The organism is Haloarcula salina (genome assembly GCF_010119195.1).
Taxonomy (GTDB): domain Archaea; phylum Halobacteriota; class Halobacteria; order Halobacteriales; family Haloarculaceae; genus Haloarcula; species Haloarcula salina.
Genome location: NZ_WRXL01000003.1, coordinates 333,437 through 357,525 on the forward strand (window position 1 = coordinate 333,437; position 24,089 = coordinate 357,525).

Sequence of the window (24,089 nt, forward strand, 5' to 3'; positions counted from 1 at the left end):
GATGGACGTACTCGACGTCGACGACCTCACGACCGACGAGCTGGCGACCGTCCTCGACCGCGCCGCGGCCATCAAGGCCGACCACGGCGCGGGGGCCACCAGCGACCTGCTCGACCAGCAGACGCTCGGCATGATCTTCGAGAAGCCGTCGACGCGCACTCGCGTCTCCTTCGAGACGGGGATGACGCAACTGGGCGGCCACGCCGTCTTCCTCGGCCCCGACGACATCCACCTGGGCCACGGCGAACCGGTCAAGGACACCGCCCGCGCGCTGGGTCGCTACGTGGACTTCATCATGGCGCGCGTCTTCGACCACGCCGACGCGGAGGAGCTGGCCGCCTACGCCGAAGTCCCGGTCATCAACGGGCTGACCGACGACGCCCACCCCTGCCAGACGCTCGCCGACCTGCTGACCGTCCGCGAGCAGTTCGGCGACTTCGAGGACGTATCGGTCGCCTGGGTCGGCGACGGCAACAACGTCTGCCAGTCGTTCGTCATCGGCGCGGCGATGGTCGGCCTCGACCTGACCGTCGCCACGCCCGAGGGCTACGGCATCTCCGACGACGTGGCCGACCGGGCCGCCGGCTTCGGCAACGCACCCGAGACCACTCACGACCCCGAGGCCGCGGTGGCCGACGCCGACGTGGTCTACTCGGATGTCTGGGTCAGCATGGGCCAGGAGGACCAGCGCGGCCAGAAACTCGAAGACTTCGACGGCTTCCAGATCACGCCGGACCTGCTGGGCGACCGCCCGTTCATGCACTGTCTCCCCGCCCACCGCGGCGAGGAAGTCACCGACGAGACCATCGAGTCCGACAACGCGATCGTCTGGGACCAGGCGGAGAATCGGCTACACGCTCAGAAAGGGTTGTTAGCGTGGTTGGCTGAGCAAGAGTGAGTACGCGTCGAACGGAGTGAGACGCGCCTTTTTCCCCACGTTTTTGCGCGAGCGGTTTCCGCAGCGAACGACGTGAGCGAGGAAACCCGACGCGGAAAAAGTGGCTGCCGGTCCAGGCGGAGAATCGGCTACACGCTCAGAAAGGGTTGTTAGCGTGGTTGGCTGAGCAGGAGTAGTCTCGCGTCGAAGGGCGTGAGGCGCGTTTTCGCCCACGTTTTGCGCGAGTGGTCGTAGCGGAGCGAACGACCCGACGCGGAAAAGGTGGCTGACGGAGGGGCTGTTAGCGTGGCTGGCCGAGCAAGGGTGAGTCCGCGTCGAAGGGCGTGAGACGCGTTTTCGCCCACGTTTTGCGCGAGCGATTCCCGCAGCGAACAGCGTGAGCGGCGCGTGCCATACTCGGCCCTGCCGTCTCGGGAATCTCCACCCGAAACGATGGCCTTTTCGCTACGTTTGGGACTGTTTCACACCCCGGCCGTCACAGGAACACGGACGAGGCGCGCTTGACGAAGTCGACGGGGTCGGACCGGAGTTGGTTGACGTACCGGACGGGGTCCGACTGGACGGCCTCGATGGAGGCGCGGCCCTCTCGGGCGACCCGGTTGAAGTAGCCCTGCTGTAGCATCACGTTGCGCTCCTTGCTGTAGACCGGCTTGCTCGTCTGGCGGGCGATCTTCCGCGCCTGGGTGTGGGAACTCTCGATGAACAGCTTCGCGTCCGTCGACTGGTACACGTCTGCCTTGTACTCGGCGTGGTCGCCCGCGGCGACGCGGGCCGCCTTGTCTGGGTACTGCATCATCACGAGCTCGTCGTACTCGATGCCGTGCTCGTCGAGCCAGGCCGCCGTCTCCTCGCGGTACTTCTCCAGCCGACAGGTCACGATCCGGCCGATCTCCACTGACGGAACGCACTTGGGGGAGACCGTCGTCAGGAACTCCCGGTAGTTCGGTCCGTCGTCGTTCTCCGCCGGGGTCGGGTCGCGACACAGGATGCCGTCCAGGTCGACGCAGGCGTCGTTGAGAAAGTCGTGGTGCATCATGTTCCACTCGAACACCCGGGGGAACGGGAGCGTCTGGGCGTACGTGTCGACGAATCGCTCGGAGCCCTCGTCGACGTACACCGCGCCGTAGTGCGTTTCGGCGGATAGGTCGAGTGACTCGACGGTCTCTCGCGCTTCGGTCATCGCGCCGCCCTTGTAGACGGTGTCGTCGACGATCAGTATCTTCGAGAACGCCGAGACGTCGAACTCGCCGGCGTATCGCTCGCCGGTCTGCAGCAGTCGATGCTCCTGCAGCCCCTCGATGTCCGTCATGGGTAAGTTCAGATGGAGCGATAACAGATTCGAGACGAGCATCCCGCTTCTCGGGATGCCGACGATCAGGTCGAGATCGTCCGGCAGGTCGACAATCCACTCTTGCGTATCGGCGCTGAGATGATCGAAACTCCTGTAATTCATTGTTTGCTGGCATCGCAAGTATTAGCATCTCCCCGTCGCAGCGGGACATGCGCTTACTTGTTTTCAGAGTGACAGTCATGGCCGCTTATTAAAAACTGCGATCTGTAGATCGTGTGTCACCTGTGCGTGGTCAGGGCTTCGACTCCGCCACGCCGCTCGCTCACGACGGTCGATACGGCGTCCCGTCGGCGACTCTCGTCCGCGGGAGCCGCCGGCTGTCGACGAAATCGCGCCCGGTTCCAGTCGAAACGATGCCCTTTTTGCTACGTTTGCGAACATACCGCACAGTGCTCGTGGGTGCCACGCCCGACCGCCTCGGATCGGCTGACACGCTCGATACCGGGTGAGGTCGTGGTAACGACCCCGTTTATCGGCTCGGCGGTGAAACACTCGGACAATGGCAGTCGACTCCGCACCGGACCGGGGCAGTGACCTGCTCGACGGCGACGAGTCGGAACTGAATGAGGCGCTGGCCTGCGCCTTCGGAATCCGAGCCCACGACCGCCGAACGTATCGCGCGCTGGTGCGGGTCCCGGACAGCACCGTCGCCGACCTCGCGGACGAACTGGACCGAGACCGTTCGAACGTCAATCGGTCGCTGTCGACGCTCCGCGAGGCGGGACTCGCCACCCGCCGGCGTCGGCTCCTCGACGGCGGCGGCCACGTCTTCGAGTACACGGCGACGCCCCCCGCTGCGGCCCGAGAGCTGCTGCACGAGGCCTTCGACGCGTGGGTCGCGGGCGTCCGCGACCGCATCGACGAGTTCGGCGACGAGCGGGCGTAGCCGGCGCCGGAACCGCGCGTCAGCGCCCGCCAACCGTCCGACTTTTGCCTGCCCGGGGCGTGGTCCCGACAATGGCCGACCTAGAGCTTACCGACGACGTGCCCCCGGAGGCCGACGACGGCGTCTGGCTGACCTGCATCGAGTGCGGGGAGACGTTCGCGCCCTTCGACGCGATTCGCTACACCTGTGACGACTGCGACGGACTGCTGGAAGTCCGCTACGCCGACCTGCCCACCTTCGACGAGTTCGAGGGCCGCGGCGTCTGGCGGTACAACGCCGCGCTGCCCTTCGAGGAGGGCGTCACGCTCCCCGAGGGCGACACGCCGCTGCACCGCGTCCCGCGGCTCGAAGACGACGTCGGCGTCGACGCGCTCCGCGTGAAACACGAGGGCATGAACCCGACGGGATCGTTCAAGGACCGCGGCATGACCGTCGGCGTCCGCGTCGCCCAAGAGGTCGGCGTCGACCGACTGGCCTGTGCGTCGACCGGCAACACCTCCGCGGCGCTCGCGGCCTACGGCGCGCGCGGCGGCATGGAGACGCTCGTCCTCCTCCCGGCCGGCAAAGTCGCCGCCGGGAAGATCGCGCAGGCGAGCCTCCACGGCGCGCGCATCCTCGAAGTCGACGGCAACTTCGATCAGTGTCTCGACATCGTCCAGGACCTCGCCGCCCGCGGCGAGGCCTACCTCCTGAACTCGCTGAACCCCTTCCGCCTCGAAGGCCAGAAGACCATCGGCCTGGAGATCATGGAGTCGTTCCACGCCGACCACGGCGAGTACCCCGACCGCATCGTCCTGCCCGTCGGCAACGCCGGCAACACCGCGGCGCTCTACAAGTGCTTCCGCGAACTGGTCAAGGCCGGCGCGATCACCGAGGACCAGGTCCCGAAGCTCACTGGCGTCCAGGCCGAGGGGGCCGCCCCGATGGTCGAGGCCATCGAGGAGGGGGCCGAGGACACGACCCGCTGGGACGAGGTCGAGACCCGCGCGACCGCCATCCGCATCGGCAACCCGGTCAACGCCCCGAAGGCGCTGCCGGGCATCCGCGCCACCGGCGGGACCGCCGTCGCCGTCTCCGACAAGGAGATCACTGCGGCCCAGCGCGACCTCGCGGGCGAGGGCGTCGGCGTCGAACCGGCCTCCGCCGCCTCGGTCGCCGGCCTCCGAAAACTCCGCCGCGAGGGCGAGGTCGACGGGAGCGAGTCCGTCGTCTGCCTGACCACGGGCCACCTGCTCAAGGACCCCGACGCGGCCGCCGAGGCCGGGGCCGAACCCGAACCGGTGCCCAACGACACCGACGCCATCCTAGACATCATCGACGACGGGTCGTCCTCGGTCGGGAAGTCGGTTCGCCGGCAGGCCGGGAAGGTTGCCGACTCGCCGTCGCTTCCCGCCCTGGTCGCCGGCGGCCTCGGCCTCGCGTATCTCTACCGGAAACTCCGCTCGAAGCGGTAACGTCGGCGGGCGTCGCCGCCGGGTCCGTGGCCGTCGACCGAACACCTGCTCGGAGACCTCGACGCGGCCGCCACCCGCTGTCTCTCGGGTTTCGCCCCAGCAGAGATATCTGTCCGGCCCGGCAACCGTCGAACGATGGACGGACCGAGTGCTCCTCCCCCGCGTTCGCTGTGGGACTGCCCCGAGACCAGGACGCCGCTCGCGAGCCACCGACGGCCGGGAGCGAGACGGTGACGGGCGTCTACGAGCGCGCCCTGGGCGAGGCCGCCGCCGACCTCCATCCGAAGGTCCGCGAGCGCTACGACCTCGACGCCGACGACGGCGTGGTCTGCGTCGGCCGCGGCGAGATGGACATCACTCGCGGGACACTCGTCTTGCCGGCGCTGTACGCGATGACGACCCAGAACATGCTGTTCCCCGAGTCCGGGACGGACGTACCCTTCTCCGTGACGACGACGGCGTACACCACCGCCGCGGGACACGAGGCGATGACGACTCGCCGGGCGTTCGACTTCGGCGACACGACGCGCGTGTTCGACTCGCTGACCGTCTGGGACGCCGACGCCGAGCGCCTGCTCGACTTCCTCGGGACCCGCGGCCGCGTCGCGAGCGAACTCCGCCCCCGAGTCGAGGACGGCGCGCTCGTCGTCGCCGGCGGTCGGCAGTGGGCTCGACTGGGCAATCGGTACGTCCCGCTGCCGGGGCCGCTGGCCGCCGACGTCGAGGTCCGGGACCGCTACGACGAGAGCGACGAGCGCTACCACGTCACCGCGACGGTCGAGAACGGCGTCGTCGGCCACATGCTGGGCTACCGCGGGACGTTCACCCAGGAGCAGACCGACGGTGACGGGACGCCCGACGACCTGCGAATCGTCCGGGACCTCGACCGCCTGCCGCCGCGATGACCCGCGATGGCGGCCGCACTGCCCGCCGGCCGACGCTCGGCGGCCTCGTCGTGGCCGACCTGAGCGCGGCGCTCGGTGCGGTCGTCTGGGTCGCGATGACGCTCGCCGCGGGTCTCGACGCCGTCGAGCGCGCACTGGCGCTCGCGCCGCTGGTCCTGGTCCCGCTCGGTCTCGCGGCGGTCGGGACGCCGCCGCTCCGCGGACGAGCTGGCCGATTGCTGCGCGCCGCCGTCTGGCTCCAGCCCCTCGGCGCGCTCGCCCTCGCCGCGTCGCTCGCAGTCCCGTCCCCGTCCCCGCGGGCCGCCGCGCTCGCGGTCCCGTGGCTGGCCGTCACCGGGCTCCTGGGTCTCGTCGCGCTCGCCCGGACCCGCGACCGCGGCGACCTGTCGCTCCCGGAGACGGCGGCCGACGCGGGGCTGGCGTACGTCTCCGTCGGCGCGGTGGCGCTGTTGCTCTTGCACCTCGACCTGACGCTCTGGTTCGGCCGGACCATCATCGGGCTGACGGCGGTCCACTTCCACTACGCGGGGTTCGTCCTCCCGGTCGCCGCCGGGCTGACGGGACGCTGTCTCGGCGACCGCTCCCGCGCCGTCCGCGCCGTCGTCTGGACGATCCTCGCCGGCCCGGCGCTCATCGCCGTCGGCATCAGCTTCTCGCCGCTCGTGGAGGTGGTCTCGGTCGGCGCGTTCACCGTCGCGGTCGCCCTGTTCGGCCTCGTCGTCCTGTGGCGCGTCGCCCCGACGCGGCCCCGAGCGCAGGCGCTCCTCCTCGGGCTGTCGGCGGTCGCGCTCCCGGTTTCGATGGCACTCGCGCTCGGCTACGCCGTCTCGACGTTCACCGGCCGCTCGCTCGGGCTGACCGTTCCAGTCATGATCGCGCTCCACGGCTCGCTCAACGCCTTCGGGTTCGCCTTACTCGGCATGCTCGGCTGGCGGCTCTCGGTTCCGTCCCGCGATGAGTGAGCGCGCAGCGTTGTCGACTCGGTGACTCCCGCCGCCGATTCGATTCTGGAGAGGACGGGCGCGCGTCTCGACGATTCGACGAGGATTCCCCGCTCCGTCGGCCCGTCGCTCGTCAGTGCTCCGCGCGCTCGGGCTCCAACCGGTAGCGAGTCGTCTCCTCCCCGTCGAAGCGCGGTCCGGTCCCGGTCGAATCGAAGCCCGTCGTCTCGACGGCGTCGCGGACCTCCCGTTCGCTCTCGGGGACCAGCAGTTCGACGGACATGTGTTCCCGGCGGGCGAACTCGATCGGGTCGGCGAGCAGCCGCTCGCAGGCCTCGCTCGTCCCGGCCAGTTGCGTCACGTGGACGGTCCCTCGCTCGGCGTCGAAGCTCACGAACCCGACGGTGTCATCGCCCTCCTCGGCGACACGGACGGTTCGGTCGTGGACGAGGTTTCGCATCACGTCCGGCGGCCCGTCGGCGAGGGCCGCCAGCCGCTCGGCGTCGTCCTCGACGGCGTCGCGGATTTCCATGCCTGTGTGTGGGAACCCCATGCAAATAAACGGTGTGTCGCGCTCGCCGGCGCGTCGACCGCGGGCGGGCGGCCGGTCGGCGTCCGCGTTTCCCGTCGGCCGACGACCGCAGATGAACACAGTTATCCCGGGTGACGGATAACCCGGTTTCAATGAGTCACACATACACAGACACGGTGGTAGCATGCGCGTAGTCGCCAAGTTCGGTGGAACGAGCCTCGGCAGCGGTGACCGGATCAACCGGGCCGCCGACTCGATCGCGACGGCCATCCAGCAGGGCCACGAGGTCGCCGTCGTCGCCTCGGCGATGGGCAACACGACGGACGAACTGCTCGACGAGATCAACTACGACGCCGACGAGAGCGACCGCGCCGAGATCGTCTCGATGGGCGAGCGGACCTCCGTCCGCATGCTCAAGGGCGCGCTCGCCGCCCGCGGCATCGAGGCCGTCTTCCTCGAGCCCGGCAGCGAGGACTGGCCGATCATCACCGACGAGTACGGCGAGGTCGACGTCGAGGAGACCCAGAAGCGCGCCCACGCGCTGGCCGGCCAGCTCCAGGACGTCGTTCCGGTCATCACCGGCTTCCTCGCCGAGGACCACGAGGGCAACGTCACGACGCTCGGCCGCGGCGGCTCCGACACGACCGCCGTGATGATGGGCGACTACATGGACGCGGACGAGGTCGTCATCGTCACCGACGTGGAAGGCGTCATGACCGGCGACCCACGCGTCGTCGAGGGCGCGCGAAACGTCGGCAAGATCTCCGTCGACGAGCTCCGCTCGCTGTCGTTCCGCGGGGCCGAGGTGGTCGCGCCGTCAGCGCTGTCGTACAAGACCGGCGACCTCGGCGTCCGCGTCGTCCACTACCAGCACGGCGATCTGCTGAGCGGCGGCACGTCTATCGAGGGCGAGTTCCAGAACCTCATCGACCTGCAGGAGCAGTCCGTCGCCTGCGTCACCGTCGCCGGGCGCGCCATCCGCAACAGCCCGGGCATCCTCGCGGACCTCGCCTCTGCCATCGCCGCGGAGGACATCAACATCGAGGCCAACTCCTCCGGGATGGACTCGCTGACGTTCTACGTCGACGGCGAGGACGCCGAACAGGCCGAGGCGCTGCTGCACGAGCGCATCGTCGACGACGAGACGCTCTCGTCCGTCACCGTCGAGGACGACATCGCAGTCATCCGCGTCACCGGCGGCGACCCGAGCCAGTCCGCGCTCGCCCACCAGGTCACCGAACCGCTCGCCGAGGCCCACATCCACCTCTACGACGTGATCACGTCGGCGACCTCCGTCTCCGTGTTCGTCCCGTGGGAGGACCGCGAGCAGGCGCTCTCGCTCGTCCAGGACGTGTTCTGAGGACGGCGTTTTCACCGGCGTCAGTCCGTCGACGCCTGCTCGAATCGGCTCGCTGGCAACAGCAACTCGCTCACTTCCGGCAAGTGCTTGAGGTTGTAGACGACCTTCGCGTCGTCGGTGACCGGCGCGGCGATACACGACAGCCGGATCCCCTTCTCGGTGAGGTCCGGCGGGAGGATGTGGCTCGCCGGTGACGGCATCTCCCCATCGACGACCGCGACCGCGCAGTTCGTACACGCGCCGCCGCGGCAGGCGAAGGGCCACGCGAACTCGTTTCTCTCGGCCGCTTCGAGCAGCGTGTCGTTCGGCTCGACGTAGAACCGTCCGTAGTCCGCGGTGTCGAGGTCCGCCGCGGCCGCCTTCTCGAAGAGGTCGTCGTCGTCCAGCGCCCACCCGCGGTCGTCGAGCACCTCGAAGTTGAGGAACTCGACCAGCGGATCGTCCGGCTCCGGCGGGGCCGGCTCGGCCTCGCTCTCGGCGTCCTCGTCGGGCAGCGGGTCGCCGGGCTCGTAGCCGTTCTGCAGCCGCTCGTAGGCCGTCTTCACCGCCTGGAACTCGGCTATCGACCCGCCCTGGTCGGGATGCGCGTCTTTGACGCGTTCCCGGTACGCGTCGACGACCTCGTCGTCGTCGGCGTCCGGCGGGACCCCGAGCACCTCGAATGGGGACTCCACACCGTCACGTAGCGGGCACGGACATAAATCCCCTCCTCTCGCTACAGTTTCTGCTGGCGACCCGCGGTAGCGATCCCGCGATTATTGTCCCTTGACCAGCCTGAAGCCGATGTTCCGCGGGAGGCCGGCGTCCTCGACGGCCTCGATGACTGCGTCGGTGTCGTATTTGACCCGCCGGTCTTCGACGGTCATCTCGTCGAGGTCGAGCACCGAGTAGGCCGCCCGGAAATCGTTATCGCGGGGCTGGCCCACGCTCCCGGGGTTCATCACGATGCCGTCGTCGTACACCTCGTGGTGCTGGTGGTGCGTGTGGCCCATCACGAGCACGTCCTCGTCGTCGAGCAGGTCCGGCCCGAACTCGTCGGGGTACGTGTAGTGGTCCGGGTCGTCCGGGTGGCCGTGGACCAGCTTGACCCGGTCGTCACAGACCCGCCGCTCGTCTGGGAGGTCGGCGAGCCACGCCAGTTGCTCCTCGGAGAGCTGCTCGGTGGCGTGTTCGACGCCGGCTTGCGCCATCCCGTTGAAGGCGAAGGGCGTCTCGCCAGCGACGGCCCGGTCGTGGTTGCCCATCACCGTCGGGACCGCTTCGGTCGGCCACGGGACGCCTTCGGGCAATCCCGCCGACTCGCCCCGCATCGCGTCGACGCAGTCGGCGTGCCAGGGGTTGTACCCGACCACGTCGCCCGCACAGACCAGTCCGTCCACCGCCGGCATATCGTCGAGGACCGCCGCCAGCGCCACCCTGTTTCCGTGAATATCCGAGAGGACTCCGAGCTTCATTGTTCGTTCCTATCCACTGAAGGGTCTTGAGTGTCGGTGCTGACTCAGTTACTGTGTCGCCCGCGTGTCACTCGCCGTTGTACACGGCCACGTCGAACGAGCCCGCGGTCCCGCTGACGCCGGCCGCACAGACGGCGTGTTCGTACTCGTGGTCGTACACCTCGCGAGCCGCCGCGTCGGCCGCCGTCGCGTCCAGGCCGAACGCCGTCGGGCTGTCCTCCTCGTAGGTGGCGACGAGCGTCGGCTCGGTGACCTCCTCGACCAGCAGGGCGTCCCGGCGGACGGTCCCGACGACCGCGCCCGGCCCCTCGGCGGTCGTCGTCGGGTCCGCCGCGTCGACGCCGACGATCCCCGCGATGCGGGGCGTGTCGTAGTCGTCCTTCTCGAAGTCCAGCGCGAGCAGCGGCTCCGCCAGCGCGTCCCGCGCGGGGTAGCCCAGTTCGAGCTTCTCCGCGATGGGGTCGACGTGCGAGCCGTTGCCCACGACCGCGCCGCGCTCGGTGACGCGGACGCCGTTGTAGGAGATGTAGGGGTTGTCCGTCTCCGGCGCGTCCGGCGTCGGTTCGACGGTCACGGTGCCGTCTCGCTGGACGGCCTGGCGGTTCGGGAACGAGCGCGATGAGACGCGGTACGCGCCGACCTCGGGGCCGACGACGACGAATCGTCCGACGTACATACCCGACTGTGATCGGCACCCGGAAAAAGCGGTGTCGATGTCGCGCCGCCCGCGACACGGCCGGTCTCTGAGACGAGAATGTATGTTATCTGACGTGAATTGAAATACGAACGCGACTCGATTCGACTCATGGTGACTGAGAAAGACTGTCTCGACGCGCTCCGCTCCGCAGCGAAGAGCCTCGGTGAGTCCCCGACCAAAGCGCAGTACGAGGACCTCGGACTCACTCCAGCGTCGGGGACGATTCAGCGTGTCCTGGGCAGTTGGAACGACGCGAAGCGCGCGGCAGGACTGGAGACGAATTACTCTCGCGGGACTCGCGTCGCCGAGCGGCCCGCAAATGTCTCTCTTCCCGAGGGTTGTTCGTGGTCTGACCTCTCACAGGACCAGCGTTGGCACTACAAAAACGTTGAGGAGAACGGACAGCGAACCCTTGATCGACGGACGAGACATCGCGGATGGGTGTACGAACAGAAGCGAAACAGCGGCGGATGCCGACGCTGTGACGAGACCGACCCGGCCTGTCTCGACTTCCACCATCGCGACGACGAAGAGAAGGAAATGACCATCTCTCAGATGATTACCTACGGCTATTCGAAGGCCAAAATCAGCGAAGAGATGGCGAAATGCGACATCCTTTGTGCCAACTGTCACCGAAAGGAACATTACGAAGTGCCGGATACAGTCGGGCCTCCCACGGTCGACACGCCGGATGCCGGCGAGTGACATAGCCACCTCACTCCGCAACACTGAAATACGGCTGCGGGATTACAGATAATCACGCGCCACCATCTGCGAACGGTGGCGAAGGTATCAGTCCATTGGGGTAGAGGCCAATCCTGAAGCCTTCTGGGGGCTTCGACCCTGGTTCGAATCCAGGATGGACTATTTCTGCGGCGAGCAATAACGCGAGCCGCGAATCGTAATTACTGGTTCGAGCCCCGGCAGACGAGCGTAGCGAGTCTGCAGTCGGTTCGAATCCAGGATGGACTATTTCTGCGACGAACAAATCAGCGAGCCGCGCACGTCTCGCACACCGGATACTTGTAGCTCGCCCCGAGAGTACGGGTATGGCTCCCGCTCACGTGCTCGTCCCGCTCGACGGGTCGCCGCTCTCGGACGAGGCGCTGACGTACGCGCTGTCGACCTTCGACTGCGAGATAACGGTGCTGAACGTCGTCGCGCCGCTGGACGCCGGAATGAGCGAGGGCGGGGTGCTCGAACCCGGCGACGAGCGCCGCGAGGCGGCGATGGAGCGAGCGAACGACCTCGTGGAACGAGCGAAGCGGCGGGCCGCCGAGCGCGACCAGGCGGTCACCACCACTGTCGAGACCGGCGACCCGGCGGAGACGATACTCGACGCGGTTTCGGAGCGAGACGTGGATCAAGTGGTGATGGGCGGCCACGGCGGGGAGCGCAACGAACTCGCGCGGCGGCTGCTCGGGACCGTGGCGACGGCGGTCGTCAGCGAAGCGCCGGTGACGGTGACGGTCGTGCGGTAGCGCCAGGCAGTCGGCTGCTGGTGGTCGGTCGCTCCGTGTCAGACCTGCCCGCCGAGCGCCGCTTCGAGGACTTGATACACGCCGTACCCGACGGCGACGCTCGTGACGAGCGTGACGAGCCAGAAGCCGACGGTGACGCCGATTTTCCGCCGGGAGACGCCGGCCGACCCGCCGGCGAGGCCGCCGCCGATGACGCCGGAGATGATGATGTTGTTGAACGAGATGGGGATGCCAAGCGTGATGGCGGCCTGCGCGATGATGAAGCCGGGGACCAGCGCGGCGATGGAGCGCCGGACGCCGAGCTGGGCGTACTCGCGGGAGGTGGCCTGCAGGAGCCGGGGCGCGCCCATCCACGCGCCGCCGAGGATGCCGGCGGCCCCGAGCGCGAGCAGGAGGAGGCCGGGCAGGCCGAGTTCGACGCGGTAGAGGTTCTCCAGCGGGCCGGTGGCGAGGCCGACCTGGCTGCCGCCGCTGGAGAAGGCGACCACGCTGCCCAGCGCGACGAGGAACGTCTTGATGCCCTTGTCGACGGAGGCCTGGGTCCGTCGGCGGATGAACAGGAAGCTCCCGGCGGCGACGAGCAGCGTCAGGACGACGGCGGCGATCTCGGTGCCGACGACCATGGCGGCGAAGCCCGCGAGCGAGCCCTGTTCGCTCCCGGCCGGCGAGGGGATGACGCTCAGTTCGACGTTGGCGACGATGCCGCCGACGACGCCCGCCAGCAGCGGGACGCCGACGGTCTCGGGGATGTCGTCCCGACGCAGGAGCGTCGCGGTGAGGTAGGCGAGCCCGCCCGAGACCGGCGGGACGAGCAGCCAGAACGTCGCGATGCGGCGGTAGGTGCCGAACACGGGATCGCCGCCGAGCGAGAGGCCGACGCCGATCATCGCGCCGGTCGTCGCGAACGCCGCCGGGACGGGGTAGCCGGTGTAGATGCCGAAGGCCATGAACGCCGTCGCGGTCAGCAGGCCGGCGACGGCCGCCAGCGACGAGATCGTCGCGCCGTCGATGAGGCCCGCGCCGACCGTCTCGGAGATGCTCCCGCCCTGCGTGAGCGCGCCGAGCGCGGCGAGGATGCCGATGAGGAACGCGGCGCGCATCGTGGAGATGGCGTTCGCGCCGATAGCGGGGGCGAACGGCGGCGAGTTGCTGTTGGCCCCGAGCGTCCAGGCCGTCACGAGTCCGGTGACCGTCGCGAGGGCGACGAGCGCCCAGAAGACGACTGCTACCACCGCTCGTCCGGTGCCGGTTGGCTCCGGGTTCGGTCGCGACCGGCGGTCTGACAGGAGTTCGACGTGGCCATTGCCCCGAGTTCACGCCCGGAACAGTTAAATCGCTCGCGCGGTCGGTCCGCGGCGGTCACCGGGCCGCTGTGGCATGATTTGTCTCCCGTGTGGCCGGTGTGTGGCACCGAAGTCTTTAACGGTCGTCCACTCTGCAGGTGGCACATGTCACAACGGAGACGTACGTTCCTCAGTAGCATCGGCACGGCGACGGCAATCGGTCTGGCCGGCTGTAGCGGTGGCGGTGACGGCGGCAGCACCGGGGGCGACGGCGGCGACGGGACCGCGTCAGGCGACGGGGGCAGCACCGAGAGCGGCCCGGCCGCGCGGGTCGGCATGGTGTACGCGACCGGCGGCCTCGGCGACGGCTCGTTCAACGACCAGGCCCAGACCGGCATCATCCGCGCCGAGGAGGAACTGGGCATCGCCTACGCCGAGTCCCAGCCGGAAGCGGTTCAGGACTTCTCGAACCTCCAGGCCCAGTACGCGCAGGCGACGAACCCGAACTACGACCTGGTCTGCTGTATCGGCTTCCTGCAGGCCGACGCGCTCACGCAGAACGCGGAAGACTACCCGGATCAGAACTTCATGATCGTCGACTCCACGGTCGACGCCGATAACGTCGGCTCCTACGTCTTCGCCGAGCACGAGGGCTCGTTCCTCGTCGGCCTCATGGCCGGTCGCCTGACGAGCCAATCGTTCTCCGCCGGAGCCGGCTCGACCGCGAGCGACTCGACGAACGTCGGCTTCGTCGGCGGCGTCGAGAGCGACCTCATCAAGAAGTTCGAGGCCGGCTACACCGCCGGCGTGAAGTACGCCAACGAGGACGCAACCGTCCAGACGGCCTACGTCGGTGGCTTCACCGACCCCTCCGGCGGCCAGGAGGCCGCGCTGTCGATGTACAACTCCGGGGCCGACATCGTCTACCACGCGGCCGGCAACACCGGGACCGGCGTGTTCCGCGCGGCCCAGGAGGCCGAACGCTTCGCCATCGGCGTCGACCGCGACCAGTCCATCACGAAGGAGTCCTTCAGCAACGTCATTCTCGCGAGCATGGTCAAGCGCGTCGACAACGCCGTCTACTCCTCCGTCGAGTCCGTCGTCAACGACGAGTTCCAGGGCGGCTCGGTGAACACGCTCGGCCTCCAGGAGAACGGCGTGGAGGCGGTGTACGGCCAGCAGCTCGGCTCCGAGATCCCGCAGGGAATCAAAGACGAGGTCTCGGAGGCCCGTCAGAGCATCATCGACGGCGACATCAGCGTCCCGACCGACCCGAGTAACGCCTGAGCGCGGGCCCGCGACGAACCCGGCTTCTCCTCTCGCTACGCGGCGGCACGCCGTCCCGTGGCGGCGTGTGCGAACGTGTGTGACCGTGAAGTTGAAACCACAGGCAGTCAACCCCACAGGGTATGGAACAGGCCGTCCACCTCGACGGTATCACGAAACGGTTCCCGGGCGTCGTCGCCAACGACGACGTAGACCTCGCGGTCGAGAAGGGGACGGTCCACGCGCTGCTCGGCGAGAACGGCGCGGGCAAGACGACCCTGATGAACGTCCTCTACGGCCTCTATCGACCGACGGAGGGGCGCGTCGTCGTCCACGGCGAGGAACGGCACTTCGACTCCCCCCGGGACGCCATCGACGAGGGCGTGGGGATGATCCACCAGCACTTCATGCTCGTCGACCCGATGACGGTCGCCGAGAACATCACGCTCGGGAACGAGCCCCGCAAGTGGCTCGGGCTCACCGTCGATCGGACGACGGCCCGCCAGCAGGTGGTCGAACTCGCCGAGCGCTACGGCTTCGACATCGACCCCGACGCCCGCATCGAGGACGTGGGCGTCGGCGTCCAGCAGCGCGTCGAGATCCTCAAGGCGCTGTACCGCGGGGCGGACGTGCTGATCCTCGACGAGCCGACCGCGGTCCTGACCCCACAGGAGGTCGAGGACCTCTTTCGCGTCCTCGAAGAGCTGACCGAGCAGGGCAAGACGATCATCTTCATCACGCACAAGCTCGGCGAGGCGATGACGGCCGCCGACGAGATCACCGTCCTCCGCGAGGGCAAGAACGTCGGGACGGTCCCCGCCGACGACATCACCCGCGAGGAGCTGGCGGAGATGATGGTCGGTCGGGAGGTCCTGCTCGACGTGGACCGCTCCCCGACCGAGCCGGGCCGCACCGTCCTCGACGTCGAGGACCTGGTCGTCGAAGACGACCGCGGCGTCCGCGCTGTCGACGGGCTCTCACTGGACGTCCGGCAGGGAGAGGTCCTCGGCATCGCCGGCGTCGACGGCAACGGCCAGTCGGAACTGATCGAGGCGATCACGGGCCTGCGAACCCCCGACGAGGGACGGATCGAGGTCGACGACGTGGACCGGACGACCGACAGCCGCCGCAGCCGCATCGAAGCCGGGATGGCCTACGTCCCAGAGGACCGCCAGGAGCGCGGGCTGGTGATGGAGTACGATCTCGTCGAGAACGGCCTGCTCGGGAGCCAGCACGCCGAGGAGTACGCCTCGAACGGGCGCATCGACTGGGAGCGGACGCGCGGGCACGCGGAAGAGATAATCGAGGAGTACGACGTCCGTCCGCCGGACGCCGACGCGGAGGCCGAGTCCCTCTCTGGCGGTAACCAGCAGAAGTTCGTCGTCGGACGGGAGTTCGCCCGCGACCCCCGACTCGTCGTCGCCTCCCACCCGACCCGCGGCGTCGACGTGGGGTCGATGGAGTTCATTCACGACCGCCTCAACGGCCTCCGCGAGGACGGCCGGGCCGTGTTGCTCGTCTCCTCGAACCTCGACGAGGTGCAGTCGCTTTCGGACCGCCTCGCGGTCATCTACGAGGGCGAGTTCGTCGACATCGTCGACCCCGACGCGGTGACCGAGGAGCAACTGGGCCTGCTGATGGCCGGCCAGGAACCCGACGAGGTCCCGTCTATCGCCGCCGCGGGAGAGGTGGGACCATGAGCGGAGACGACCCCTCGACGGACGGCGACAGCCCGCCAGACCCCGGCGATGGCGAGCGGGCCACGGAGTCCGATGGCGACGCCTCCGCCTCGGACAGTCGATGGGACGCGGCCCGTCGACGGCTCGTCAGGCTGGGACAGACCTCCGTCGGCGAGCGGGTCCTCATCGCGCTCTCGGCGCTGGTGCTCTCGATGGCCGTCGGGACCGTCATCGTCCTCGTCGCCGGCGTCCTGGCGACCTGCCGGGACCCGGCGCTCACGATCGGCGGATCGACGCTGTGTTACGACCCGTTCTTCGTCTTCGACCGGCTGTTCCTCGGGGCGCTCGGCGACCCCTTCGCCGGCGGCTGGTCGCCGCTGAACAACCAGTTCGCGGCGACATTGCGCGAGACGACCATCCTGGTGTTCACCGGGCTCTCGGTGGCGCTCGCGTTCCGCGCGGGCATCTTCAACATCGGGACGCAGGGCCAGCTCGTCGTCGGCGCGCTGGCCTCCGCGCTGGCCGTGCTGTGGACCGCCTCGCTGGTCTCGGGGACGCTCGCGCTCGTCACGCTCATCCCCGTCGGCCTGCTCGCCGGCGCGCTGGGCGGCGGCTTCTACGGCGCGATCCCGGGCGCGCTGAAGGCCTACGCCGACGCGAACGAGGTCATCACGACGATCATGCTCAACTTCGTCGCCACGCTGGTCACGCGCTACCTGGTCAGGAACCACTTCGCGGACCCGACGAGCCAGGCGACCCAGACCCGGACGCTGCCCGACGCTGGGCAGTTCCCCGCGATCCTGTTCGACCCGCGGACGGACTTCTCGATACTGGCGCTATTGCTGGCGCTCGCGTTCGTCGGCGGCGTCTACTACCTGCTCGAACACACGTCGTTCGGCTACGACCTGCGGACCGCCGGCATCCAGCCCGCGGCCGCGGAGTACGGCGGCGTCAACGCCCCGCGGACCGTCCTCTCGTCGCTCACGCTGTCGGGCGCGCTGGCCGGCGTCGGGGGCGCGCTGTTCGTGATGATGACCCTCGGGAAGTTCCAGACGGGCATCCCGAGCTACGGCTTCGACGGCATCACCGTCTCGATCCTCGCCGGCAACAACCCCATCGGGGCCGTCTTCGCCGCGTTCCTCTTCGGCGTCCTCAAGTCCGGGTCGAACGTGGTGTCCTTTGCGACCAACGTCCCGCCGCAACTGGTGGGCGTCCTCCGCGGGCTCATCATCCTGTTCGTCGCGATGCCGGAGTTCTTCCGGCTCATCGGCCGTCGGCTCGCCGCCGGCGACCCGGAGTCCGGAACGGCCGTCACCGCGGGAGGTGGGGCCGATGACTGACGACGGTCTCGTGGACAGCCTCCGCTCCGCGTCGGGGCGGCTGCTCATCGCCGGCGTCGCGGTTCTCGCGCTGCTGGTGCTCGGCGTCGCGGGACTCGTCGCGCCGGACTCGACGGCCGGTCGGCTGTTCTTCGTCCTCGCCTCGAAGTCGACGCTGGCGGCGACGCTGCGGCTCTCGGTCCCCATCGTCTTCGCCGCGCTCGGCGGCATCTTCGCCGAGAAGAGCGGCGTCATCAACATCGGGCTGGAGGGCCTGCTCATCATCTCCGCGTTCAGCGCCATCTACGGCGCGGACGTGACCGGGTCGCTGTGGGCCGGCTTCTTCGTCGGCATCCTGTCGTCGACCCTGCTGGCGGCGCTGTTCGCCGTCGTCTGCATCGAGTTCCGCGCCGACCAGATCATCGCCGGGCTGGCCGTCTGGCTCATCGCGCTCGGCCTCGCGCCCTTCGCCTCGTCGGTGTTCTACGGCGGCCCCAACACGACCAACGTCGGGACGCTCGACACCATCACCATCGAGGGACTGGCGAGCATCCCGTTCTTCGGCGCGTTCTTCGACGCCTCGCCCGCCGTCCACCTGATGCTGATCGCGGTCCTGGTCTCGTGGTACGTCCTGAACCGCACCACCTTCGGCCGCTGGGTTCGCGCCGCCGGCGAGAACCCGAAGGCCCTCGACACCGCCGGCGTCGACGTGTCCCGCGTCCGCTACGCCGCCGTCCTGCTGTCCGGCGTCCTCTCGGGCATGGGCGGGGCCGCGCTGGCGTTCAACATCGGCCAGTTCACCGGCAACGGCCCGACGATGGTCAACGGCAAGGGGTTCATCGCCATCGTCGCCTACCTCTTTGGCAACTACAACCCCGTCGGCGCGCTCCTCTCGACGGCGCTGTTCGCCGGCCTCGACGCCACGCAACTGCGCCTCCAGACGGCCGACGTGATCGCCGTCCCCGACTCGCTGGTCCAGACCATCCCCTTCGTCGCCGTCATCCTCGTGCTCGCCTTGGTGGGCCGCACTCGCCTGCCCGAGGCCGCCGGCGATCACTACGAGTCCGGCGAGGAGTAGTCGTCGGTCGTCGATTCGGTGTCTTACCTACCGCAACGACCGCTTGACGGGGACTGCGGATACAAAAATGACGCACAGTACTCTGTATGTGTACACGTGCTATCGACGGTAGGACCGGATCTCGACGGCTGAGAAATAGTTAACGAGGAGCGTGAAAAAGTCGAGCGTGTGACTGACGATCTCGCGTATCCCTGCGTCGAACTTATCCTCGATCTCCACGAGCAGATCGTGGAAGAAGGCGCCACCACGGAATCGGGGATTCGGTCGGAGGACGCGATCACATCCGCGCTGCAGTACATCTCTGAGGGATTCTTCGGGGCGGTTCCCGAGACGATCCACGAGAAGGCGGTCCACCTGATGCGGTTACTCGTTGCGGACCATCCGTTCGTTGACGGGAACAAGCGAACAGCACTCCGAACAGTCGTCGTCTTCTATATGATGAACGGATACGCGTTCGAATACGGCGATGAAATTCGGGCCCTCTTGCACCGTTTCGCAACTGACGAAGCCGCGGTCGATACAGGGACTGCGGTCATCTACTTCCGGGCGTGTGCTCGCCGCAACTGATAAATGGACACACTGGGTAGTCTCCGACGGAGAAATGGCGTCTAGCACCGACTCCTCGACAGCGACTGACGACGAGGTCCGCGAGCTGTACGAACGGTATCAAGCGGCCGAAAGCGACGCCGAACGCCGGGAGATCGCCCTCGAGATGGGGAAGCTCGATGGGCGCCGCCACGCGGAAATCTATGCAGCACTCGAGAACGAGTGAGACGGGTGTGTCTGTTTCCGTGACGACCGTCCACAGTCCATATTTCTATCCCGACAGGTCCCCGCACGCTCTTCGTGACACGAGCGACGCCGGCTAGCCGAACACTGATGTGCGCGGGCGGCACACCACGAACTAGCAAATGTCGCGCCGATACGACCACGCGCGGGTCCAGGAGTACTGGCAGCGGGTCTGGGAGCGAGAGGGCGTCTTCGAGTGTCCGGCCGACGCCGACGACCCGACCTACGTGCTGGGGATGTTCCCCTACACCTCCGGATCGCTGCACATGGGACATATCCGGAACTACGCCATCACCGACGCGTACGCCAGGTATCGGCGGATGGCCGGCGACGACGTGCTCCACCCGATGGGGTGGGACGCCTTCGGCCTGCCGGCGGAGAACGCGGCCTACGAGCGCGACACCGACCCCGAGTCCTGGACGCGGACCTGCATCGACCAGATGAAAGACGACCTCCGGGAGATGGGCTTTGGCTACGACTGGTCCCGGGAGATCACGACCTGCGACCCGGAGTACTACCGCTGGAACCAGTGGCTGTTCACGCGCTTCTACGACGAGGGGCTGGTCGAGTACGACGCGGCGACGGTGAACTGGTGTCCTGACTGCGAGACGGTGCTGGCCGACGCGCAGGTCGAGACGCCCGACGACGCGATCGGCCACAGCCACGCCCACGGCCAGGGCGTCTGCTGGCGCTGCGGCACGGCCGTCGAACAGCGCGACCTCGACCAGTGGTTCCTCTCCATCACCGACTACGCCGAGGAGCTGTACGACGGCCTGGACGACCTGGACGGCTGGCCCGAGGGCGTCCGCGACAGCCAGCGCAACTGGATCGGCCGCCAGGAGGGCGCGCGCGTCACCTTCGCCGTCGGCCACGACGACCACCCCGCGGTCGACGCCTTCACCACCCGCCTCGACACCGCCTACGGCGCGACGTACCTGGCGCTCTCGCCCGGTCACGACCTCGCTCGCGCGCTCGCCGAAGACGACGAGACCGTCGCCGACTACGTAGAGTCGGTCGCCGCCACCGACGACGCCGGCATGAGCGGCGTCGAGACTGACCTGACGGCGACTCACCCCTACACCGGCGCGGAGATTCCCGTCTACGTCGCGGCGTACGTCCTCGACGACGTGGGGACGGGCGCGGTCATGGGCGTGCCCGCGCACAACGAGCGCGACCACGCCTTCGCCAGCGAACAGGGTCTGCCCGTCGAGCAGGTCGTCGAACCGGTCGACGGCAGCGGGACGGACCTCCCGCACGCCCCCTACACCGACGACGGGATGCTGACCGGGAGCGACGACTACGACGGCCTCGCCAGTTCGGCCGCCCGCGAGCGCCTGCTGGACCACGACGCCGCCGAGGAAGCCGTGACCTACCGCCTCCGCGACTGGCTCATCTCCCGCCAGCGCTACTGGGGGACGCCGATCCCCGTCGTCCACTGCGACGACTGCGGCCACGTCCCCGTCCCCGAGGAAGACCTCCCCGTCGAACTGCCGGAGTACGTCCAGACGACCGGGAACCCGCTCGACGCGGCCGAGGAGTGGAAGCGGACGACCTGTCCCGACTGCGGGGCCGACGCCGTCCGCGAGACGGACACGATGGACACGTTCGTCGACTCCTCGTGGTACTTCCTGCGGTACCTGTCGCCGCACGGCGAGGCGCAACGCGGCTCGGAACAGGCGAGCGGTGAACCCGCGAGCCACTTCGACGACGCGCCGTTCGACCAGGCGACCGCCGACGAGTGGCTCCCGGTCGACGTGTACGTCGGCGGCGAGGAACACGCCGTGTTGCACCTCCTGTACATTCGCTTCTTCGCCCGGGCGCTCTCCGACATCGGCCTGCTGGATTGCGACGAACCCGTCGAGCGACTCATCAATCAGGGGACGGTGCTCCACGGCGGCGAGAAGATGTCCAAGTCGAAGGGCAACGACATCGCGCCCCACGAGTACGGGGCCGAGACGACGCGGCTGTTCGTCCTCTCGGCGGCCCACCCCTCCCAGGACTTCGAGTGGACGGTCAAGGACGTCTCGACGGCCTACGACTTCCAGCAGACGCTGTACCGACTCGTCGCGGAGTACGCCGACGGGATGGACGCGCGAACCGAGAGCGCCGACCACGACGCCTACCTCGAACGCGAGATCGACCGGACCATCGCGGCCGTCACCGAGGAGTACGAGCGCTTTCGCTTTCACCGCGTCGTCGGCGAACTCCAGCGCTTCGCCCGCCTGCTCGGCCGGTACGCGAGCCACGACCGCCCCTACCGGTTCGCCTACGGCCGCGGGCTGCGGGTGCTGACCGCGCTGGTCGCCCCTATCGCGCCGTTCCTCGCCGAGGAGATGTGGCACCTGCTCGACGAGGACGGCCTTGTCGCCGAGCACCGCTGGCCCGAACCGCTTCGCGACGTGGACGACTACCGAATCGAACGCGAGGTCGTCCGGCGCACGCTCGACGACGTGCGCGACATCACCGAGGTGGTCGACATCGAGGAACCGGACGAAATCGAACTCGTCGTCGCCGCCGACTGGAAGTACCGGGCCTACGAGATCGCCCGCGCGGCCGACCCGGACGACGCCATCGTCGGCGCGATCATGGCCGACGAGGCGATCAAACGCCACGGCGACGCGGCCGCCGACTACGCCGGAGACCTGGCCGACCGCGGGGCCGGCCTGGAACCGATCGTCGACGGCGAGCGCGAACTCGACGTGCTCCGGCAGGCCGCGTGGCTGTTCGAAGACGAGTTCGGCAGCGAGGTGACCGTCCGGCGGGCGACCGAGGGCGACGACCTCGCGGCGAAGGCCCGGCCGAACAAGCCCGCCATCCACATCTCCTGAGCGGCGCGCCGGGCGCGTGCTCGCCGCCACGGCGACCGGCTAGCGCCTACTCGCTCGCGGCGCTCGCGTCGTCCCGAACGGCGTCGTGGGCCGCCGAAACGGCGTGGAGCAGGCGGTCGCGGCGCTCGTGGTACGCCAGGTGCGAGCGGCAGTCGCAGTCCGAACAGCCGAAGCCGTCGACGCGGCCGAACCCCTCGGCCGCCGGGCCGTCGACCGCCGACGCGACGGCGCACTCCGCGTCGGCCGCGGTCGTCACGACGCGGTCGATGGCGGTGGCCGGGTCGCCGAGCAGGTAGTCGACGTGCCAGTGTCGGGTGTCGTTCTCGCCGGCCGCGATGGCGCGGTGTCTGTCGACGCGACCGAACCCGCCGCTCCCCAGCGCGCTCCCGGTGTAGGCGTACCACCCCGCCGGAAACGGTCGCTCGCCAAGCGCGCCGACTTCGATGGCGTCGTCGCCGCGTCGTTCGAGCACGAGCGTGTACGTCCCCCCGGACATCCCCGCTCAGGCCCCGATGTCGGCGTCGGCGGCGAGGGCGTCGAACCCGTCGAGGCGGAACTCTCGGGAGTCGGTGCAGTCCTCGTTCTCGGCGGCGAGTTCGCCGACGACCCAGTCGAAGCGGTGGGCGAACGCCTCGTAGGGCGCGTCGTCGAGCAGGTCGGTGACGCGCTCCGCGGTCAGGTCCTCGTCGTACTCCTCGGCGAAGGCGGCGGCGTTCTCGGCGGCGGTCTGTGCGGTCTCGTCGTCGGTCTCCTCGGCGAAGGCCGAGGCGAGCGTCTCGCGCAGGTCTGACATGCGCGGAGCAACGCGTCGGGTCCACGTATGCGTTCTGGAACGACCTGACGGGTGTGATGTGCCCCCCAACTGTCGACCCGACGCCCGGGCGTTTCTTGTGCGCGCGGCGGCAATAACGGGCCGATGCCATCCCTCCGCGACAGTCCGACCGCGGTCACGCTGGCGCTCCTCGCCGGCGTCTTCGCCGTCCAGCAGGTCGTCGGGCTCGTCGGCCCCGCGAGGGGCCTGTTCGCCCTCTCGCCGCCGCTGTTCAGTCGCCCGTGGACGCTCGTGACCAGCGTGTACGCCCACGCCAGCCTCCCGCACCTGCTCGCCAACGCCGTCGGCCTCGCCCTGGCCGGGGCCATCGTCGAGCGCCGGGCGTCGCGGGCCCGTTTTCACGCGTTCTTCGTCTCGACCGGTGGGTTGGCCGGTGTCTCGCAGGTCTCCGTTGCAGGGCTGATCGGGCCGTTCGTCCCCGGGATGGTCAGTCACGTCTCGGTCCTGGGGGCCAGCGGCGCGGTCTTCGCGCTCTTCGGCTACCTGCTCGCGGCCAATCGGCTGACCGACACCCTCGTCGGCGGGTTCGAACTGCCGGCGCGGGTCCAGCTCGGCCTCGCCGCCCTCGTCGCCGCCACGATCACGCTCGCGACGGCGAACCCCGGCGTCGCGCTGGTCGCGCACTTCACCGGCCTCTTGCTCGGCGCTCTCGCCGGTCGCGTCCACCTGCTTCGCCCGGCCTAGTCCCGCGAACCGACGCCGAGCGCGAACACGTGACGCCGCCCGCCGTCGGGGTCGGGGCGGCGATTCCCGCACCTGGTAGACGCCTGATAACAATATGCACAGAGAACGAACACCGAGGTATGCGGGAGCGTAACACGAAAACGGTCGACCCACCGCTCGGGAAGTGCCCGGCCTGTGACGCGACCATCCCGGCGGCGAACCTCGTCGTCGCCTACGAGGCCGCGGGCGACTGGCCCCGGATGCTCGCCGAGTGTCCGACGTGTGACGAACCGGTGACGCCGGTGTGAGCCGACCGGAACCGACCGACGCCCGGCGCGTGAATGTGTATAGCCACGCCGACGCCGGCGGGGTATAGGTGTAGTAACCACCGAT

General features: G+C 68.8%; 25 protein-coding genes. 17 read left to right on the top strand and 8 right to left on the bottom strand.

Going from position 1 to position 24,089, the window contains the following annotated elements:
- Window position 1 precedes the first annotated feature (1 nt).
- On the top strand, window positions 2–898 hold the full coding sequence (gene argF, locus GM656_RS10090; protein WP_162413534.1) for an ornithine carbamoyltransferase: 897 nt from the start codon (window positions 2–4) through the stop codon (window positions 896–898).
- A gap of 475 nt (window positions 899–1,373) precedes the next feature.
- Here argF and GM656_RS10095 read toward each other — a convergent pair whose 3' ends face one another.
- Window positions 1,374–2,351: an orotate phosphoribosyltransferase gene (locus tag GM656_RS10095; RefSeq protein ID WP_162413535.1), complete on the bottom strand. Its 978-nt coding sequence runs from the start codon at window positions 2,349–2,351 to the stop codon at window positions 1,374–1,376.
- Between the two features lie 397 nt (window positions 2,352–2,748).
- On the opposite strand from GM656_RS10095, the gene GM656_RS10100 reads away from it, so the two are divergent.
- From GM656_RS10100 to GM656_RS10115, 4 genes are all read left to right on the top strand, one after another.
- Window positions 2,749–3,135 (top strand): helix-turn-helix domain-containing protein, encoded by a 387-nt coding sequence (locus tag GM656_RS10100; protein WP_162413536.1) that lies wholly within the window; start codon window positions 2,749–2,751, stop codon window positions 3,133–3,135.
- Between the two features lie 71 nt (window positions 3,136–3,206).
- The gene (gene thrC / locus GM656_RS10105; protein WP_162413537.1) at window positions 3,207–4,589 is read left to right on the top strand and encodes a threonine synthase; all 1,383 of its coding nucleotides are present in this window, start codon (window positions 3,207–3,209) and stop codon (window positions 4,587–4,589) included.
- Between the two features lie 230 nt (window positions 4,590–4,819).
- On the top strand, window positions 4,820–5,494 hold the full coding sequence (locus GM656_RS10110) for a DUF4166 domain-containing protein (RefSeq protein ID WP_162413798.1): 675 nt from the start codon (window positions 4,820–4,822) through the stop codon (window positions 5,492–5,494).
- Window positions 5,491–6,456, top strand: a complete 966-nt coding sequence (locus GM656_RS10115; protein ID WP_162413538.1) for a YndJ family protein — start codon at window positions 5,491–5,493, stop codon at window positions 6,454–6,456. The genes GM656_RS10110 and GM656_RS10115 overlap by 4 nt, the downstream gene beginning before the upstream one ends.
- A gap of 112 nt (window positions 6,457–6,568) precedes the next feature.
- Here the strand turns inward: GM656_RS10115 and GM656_RS10120 are convergent, their stop codons facing one another.
- Window positions 6,569–6,967, bottom strand: coding sequence for a hypothetical protein (locus tag GM656_RS10120; RefSeq protein ID WP_162413539.1), 399 nt, complete (start codon window positions 6,965–6,967; stop codon window positions 6,569–6,571).
- 184 nt (window positions 6,968–7,151) lie between these two features.
- On the opposite strand from GM656_RS10120, the gene GM656_RS10125 reads away from it, so the two are divergent.
- The gene (locus GM656_RS10125; RefSeq protein WP_162413540.1) at window positions 7,152–8,327 is read left to right on the top strand and encodes an aspartate kinase; all 1,176 of its coding nucleotides are present in this window, start codon (window positions 7,152–7,154) and stop codon (window positions 8,325–8,327) included.
- 20 nt (window positions 8,328–8,347) lie between these two features.
- On the opposite strand, the gene fer is transcribed toward GM656_RS10125, so the two are convergent.
- The 3 genes from fer to GM656_RS10140 form a co-directional block, all read right to left on the bottom strand.
- On the bottom strand, window positions 8,348–9,001 hold the full coding sequence (gene fer / locus GM656_RS10130) for a ferredoxin Fer (RefSeq protein ID WP_162413541.1): 654 nt from the start codon (window positions 8,999–9,001) through the stop codon (window positions 8,348–8,350).
- Between the two features lie 81 nt (window positions 9,002–9,082).
- Complete coding sequence (locus GM656_RS10135) at window positions 9,083–9,781, bottom strand: metallophosphoesterase family protein (RefSeq protein ID WP_162413542.1); 699 nt, start codon at window positions 9,779–9,781, stop codon at window positions 9,083–9,085.
- A 67-nt stretch (window positions 9,782–9,848) separates the two neighbouring features.
- The gene (locus GM656_RS10140) at window positions 9,849–10,457 is read right to left on the bottom strand and encodes an IMP cyclohydrolase (RefSeq protein ID WP_162413543.1); all 609 of its coding nucleotides are present in this window, start codon (window positions 10,455–10,457) and stop codon (window positions 9,849–9,851) included.
- A gap of 129 nt (window positions 10,458–10,586) precedes the next feature.
- On the opposite strand from GM656_RS10140, the gene GM656_RS10145 reads away from it, so the two are divergent.
- Together GM656_RS10145 and GM656_RS10150 are read left to right on the top strand one after the other, a co-directional pair.
- The gene (locus GM656_RS10145) at window positions 10,587–11,183 is read left to right on the top strand and encodes a homing endonuclease associated repeat-containing protein (protein WP_162413544.1); all 597 of its coding nucleotides are present in this window, start codon (window positions 10,587–10,589) and stop codon (window positions 11,181–11,183) included.
- A gap of 344 nt (window positions 11,184–11,527) precedes the next feature.
- A complete protein-coding gene (locus tag GM656_RS10150) occupies window positions 11,528–11,959 on the top strand; it encodes a universal stress protein (RefSeq protein ID WP_162413545.1) in 432 nt (143 codons plus the stop codon).
- Window positions 11,960–11,997: 38 nt separating this feature from the next.
- On the opposite strand, the gene GM656_RS10155 is transcribed toward GM656_RS10150, so the two are convergent.
- Complete coding sequence (locus GM656_RS10155) at window positions 11,998–13,191, bottom strand: inorganic phosphate transporter (RefSeq protein WP_162413546.1); 1,194 nt, start codon at window positions 13,189–13,191, stop codon at window positions 11,998–12,000.
- A 216-nt stretch (window positions 13,192–13,407) separates the two neighbouring features.
- Here GM656_RS10155 and GM656_RS10160 point away from each other — a divergent pair, with 216 nt between their 5' ends.
- The 7 genes from GM656_RS10160 (at window position 13,408) to leuS (ending at window position 22,201) form a co-directional block, all read left to right on the top strand.
- On the top strand, window positions 13,408–14,529 hold the full coding sequence (locus tag GM656_RS10160; protein WP_162413547.1) for a BMP family lipoprotein: 1,122 nt from the start codon (window positions 13,408–13,410) through the stop codon (window positions 14,527–14,529).
- 122 nt (window positions 14,530–14,651) lie between these two features.
- The gene (locus GM656_RS10165; protein WP_162413548.1) at window positions 14,652–16,208 is read left to right on the top strand and encodes an ABC transporter ATP-binding protein; all 1,557 of its coding nucleotides are present in this window, start codon (window positions 14,652–14,654) and stop codon (window positions 16,206–16,208) included.
- The gene (locus tag GM656_RS10170) at window positions 16,205–17,527 is read left to right on the top strand and encodes an ABC transporter permease (protein WP_162413549.1); all 1,323 of its coding nucleotides are present in this window, start codon (window positions 16,205–16,207) and stop codon (window positions 17,525–17,527) included. The genes GM656_RS10165 and GM656_RS10170 overlap by 4 nt, the downstream gene beginning before the upstream one ends.
- The gene (locus GM656_RS10175; protein WP_174242966.1) at window positions 17,520–18,584 is read left to right on the top strand and encodes an ABC transporter permease; all 1,065 of its coding nucleotides are present in this window, start codon (window positions 17,520–17,522) and stop codon (window positions 18,582–18,584) included. The genes GM656_RS10170 and GM656_RS10175 overlap by 8 nt, the downstream gene beginning before the upstream one ends.
- Window positions 18,585–18,752: 168 nt before the next feature.
- Entirely contained in the window at window positions 18,753–19,151 is a 399-nt protein-coding gene (locus GM656_RS10180) for a type II toxin-antitoxin system death-on-curing family toxin (RefSeq protein WP_162413550.1), read from the top strand.
- A 34-nt stretch (window positions 19,152–19,185) separates the two neighbouring features.
- Complete coding sequence (locus GM656_RS19105) at window positions 19,186–19,356, top strand: hypothetical protein (RefSeq protein ID WP_174242967.1); 171 nt, start codon at window positions 19,186–19,188, stop codon at window positions 19,354–19,356.
- A 139-nt stretch (window positions 19,357–19,495) separates the two neighbouring features.
- Complete coding sequence (gene leuS / locus GM656_RS10185; RefSeq protein WP_162413551.1) at window positions 19,496–22,201, top strand: leucine--tRNA ligase; 2,706 nt, start codon at window positions 19,496–19,498, stop codon at window positions 22,199–22,201.
- 46 nt (window positions 22,202–22,247) lie between these two features.
- Here the strand turns inward: leuS and GM656_RS10190 are convergent, their stop codons facing one another.
- Window positions 22,248–22,697: a GIY-YIG nuclease family protein gene (locus GM656_RS10190; RefSeq protein ID WP_162413552.1), complete on the bottom strand. Its 450-nt coding sequence runs from the start codon at window positions 22,695–22,697 to the stop codon at window positions 22,248–22,250.
- Window positions 22,698–22,703: 6 nt separating this feature from the next.
- Window positions 22,704–22,994, bottom strand: coding sequence for a hypothetical protein (locus GM656_RS10195; protein WP_162413553.1), 291 nt, complete (start codon window positions 22,992–22,994; stop codon window positions 22,704–22,706).
- A gap of 123 nt (window positions 22,995–23,117) precedes the next feature.
- Here GM656_RS10195 and GM656_RS10200 point away from each other — a divergent pair, with 123 nt between their 5' ends.
- Window positions 23,118–23,717, top strand: coding sequence for a rhomboid family intramembrane serine protease (locus tag GM656_RS10200; protein ID WP_162413554.1), 600 nt, complete (start codon window positions 23,118–23,120; stop codon window positions 23,715–23,717).
- A 119-nt stretch (window positions 23,718–23,836) separates the two neighbouring features.
- The gene (locus GM656_RS19110; RefSeq protein WP_174242968.1) at window positions 23,837–24,004 is read left to right on the top strand and encodes a DUF7837 family putative zinc-binding protein; all 168 of its coding nucleotides are present in this window, start codon (window positions 23,837–23,839) and stop codon (window positions 24,002–24,004) included.
- Window positions 24,005–24,089: the final 85 nt, after the last annotated feature.

Coding starts and splice junctions, on each gene's coding strand:
- GM656_RS10150 (WP_162413545.1), top strand. CDS start 11,528: ATGGCTCCCGCTCACGTGCTCGTCCCGCTCGACGGGTCGCCGCTCTCG.
- GM656_RS10160 (WP_162413547.1), top strand. CDS start 13,408: ATGTCACAACGGAGACGTACGTTCCTCAGTAGCATCGGCACGGCGACG.
- GM656_RS10135 (WP_162413542.1), bottom strand. CDS start 9,781: ATGAAGCTCGGAGTCCTCTCGGATATTCACGGAAACAGGGTGGCGCTG.
- GM656_RS19110 (WP_174242968.1), top strand. CDS start 23,837: ATGCGGGAGCGTAACACGAAAACGGTCGACCCACCGCTCGGGAAGTGC.
- GM656_RS10145 (WP_162413544.1), top strand. CDS start 10,587: ATGGTGACTGAGAAAGACTGTCTCGACGCGCTCCGCTCCGCAGCGAAG.
- GM656_RS19105 (WP_174242967.1), top strand. CDS start 19,186: ATGGCGTCTAGCACCGACTCCTCGACAGCGACTGACGACGAGGTCCGC.
- GM656_RS10190 (WP_162413552.1), bottom strand. CDS start 22,697: ATGTCCGGGGGGACGTACACGCTCGTGCTCGAACGACGCGGCGACGAC.
- GM656_RS10200 (WP_162413554.1), top strand. CDS start 23,118: ATGCCATCCCTCCGCGACAGTCCGACCGCGGTCACGCTGGCGCTCCTC.
- GM656_RS10170 (WP_162413549.1), top strand. CDS start 16,205: ATGAGCGGAGACGACCCCTCGACGGACGGCGACAGCCCGCCAGACCCC.
- GM656_RS10125 (WP_162413540.1), top strand. CDS start 7,152: ATGCGCGTAGTCGCCAAGTTCGGTGGAACGAGCCTCGGCAGCGGTGAC.
- GM656_RS10095 (WP_162413535.1), bottom strand. CDS start 2,351: ATGAATTACAGGAGTTTCGATCATCTCAGCGCCGATACGCAAGAGTGG.
- argF (WP_162413534.1), top strand. CDS start 2: ATGGACGTACTCGACGTCGACGACCTCACGACCGACGAGCTGGCGACC.
- GM656_RS10195 (WP_162413553.1), bottom strand. CDS start 22,994: ATGTCAGACCTGCGCGAGACGCTCGCCTCGGCCTTCGCCGAGGAGACC.
- leuS (WP_162413551.1), top strand. CDS start 19,496: ATGTCGCGCCGATACGACCACGCGCGGGTCCAGGAGTACTGGCAGCGG.
- thrC (WP_162413537.1), top strand. CDS start 3,207: ATGGCCGACCTAGAGCTTACCGACGACGTGCCCCCGGAGGCCGACGAC.
- GM656_RS10115 (WP_162413538.1), top strand. CDS start 5,491: ATGACCCGCGATGGCGGCCGCACTGCCCGCCGGCCGACGCTCGGCGGC.
- GM656_RS10165 (WP_162413548.1), top strand. CDS start 14,652: ATGGAACAGGCCGTCCACCTCGACGGTATCACGAAACGGTTCCCGGGC.
- GM656_RS10100 (WP_162413536.1), top strand. CDS start 2,749: ATGGCAGTCGACTCCGCACCGGACCGGGGCAGTGACCTGCTCGACGGC.
- GM656_RS10120 (WP_162413539.1), bottom strand. CDS start 6,967: ATGGAAATCCGCGACGCCGTCGAGGACGACGCCGAGCGGCTGGCGGCC.
- GM656_RS10175 (WP_174242966.1), top strand. CDS start 17,520: ATGACTGACGACGGTCTCGTGGACAGCCTCCGCTCCGCGTCGGGGCGG.
- GM656_RS10140 (WP_162413543.1), bottom strand. CDS start 10,457: ATGTACGTCGGACGATTCGTCGTCGTCGGCCCCGAGGTCGGCGCGTAC.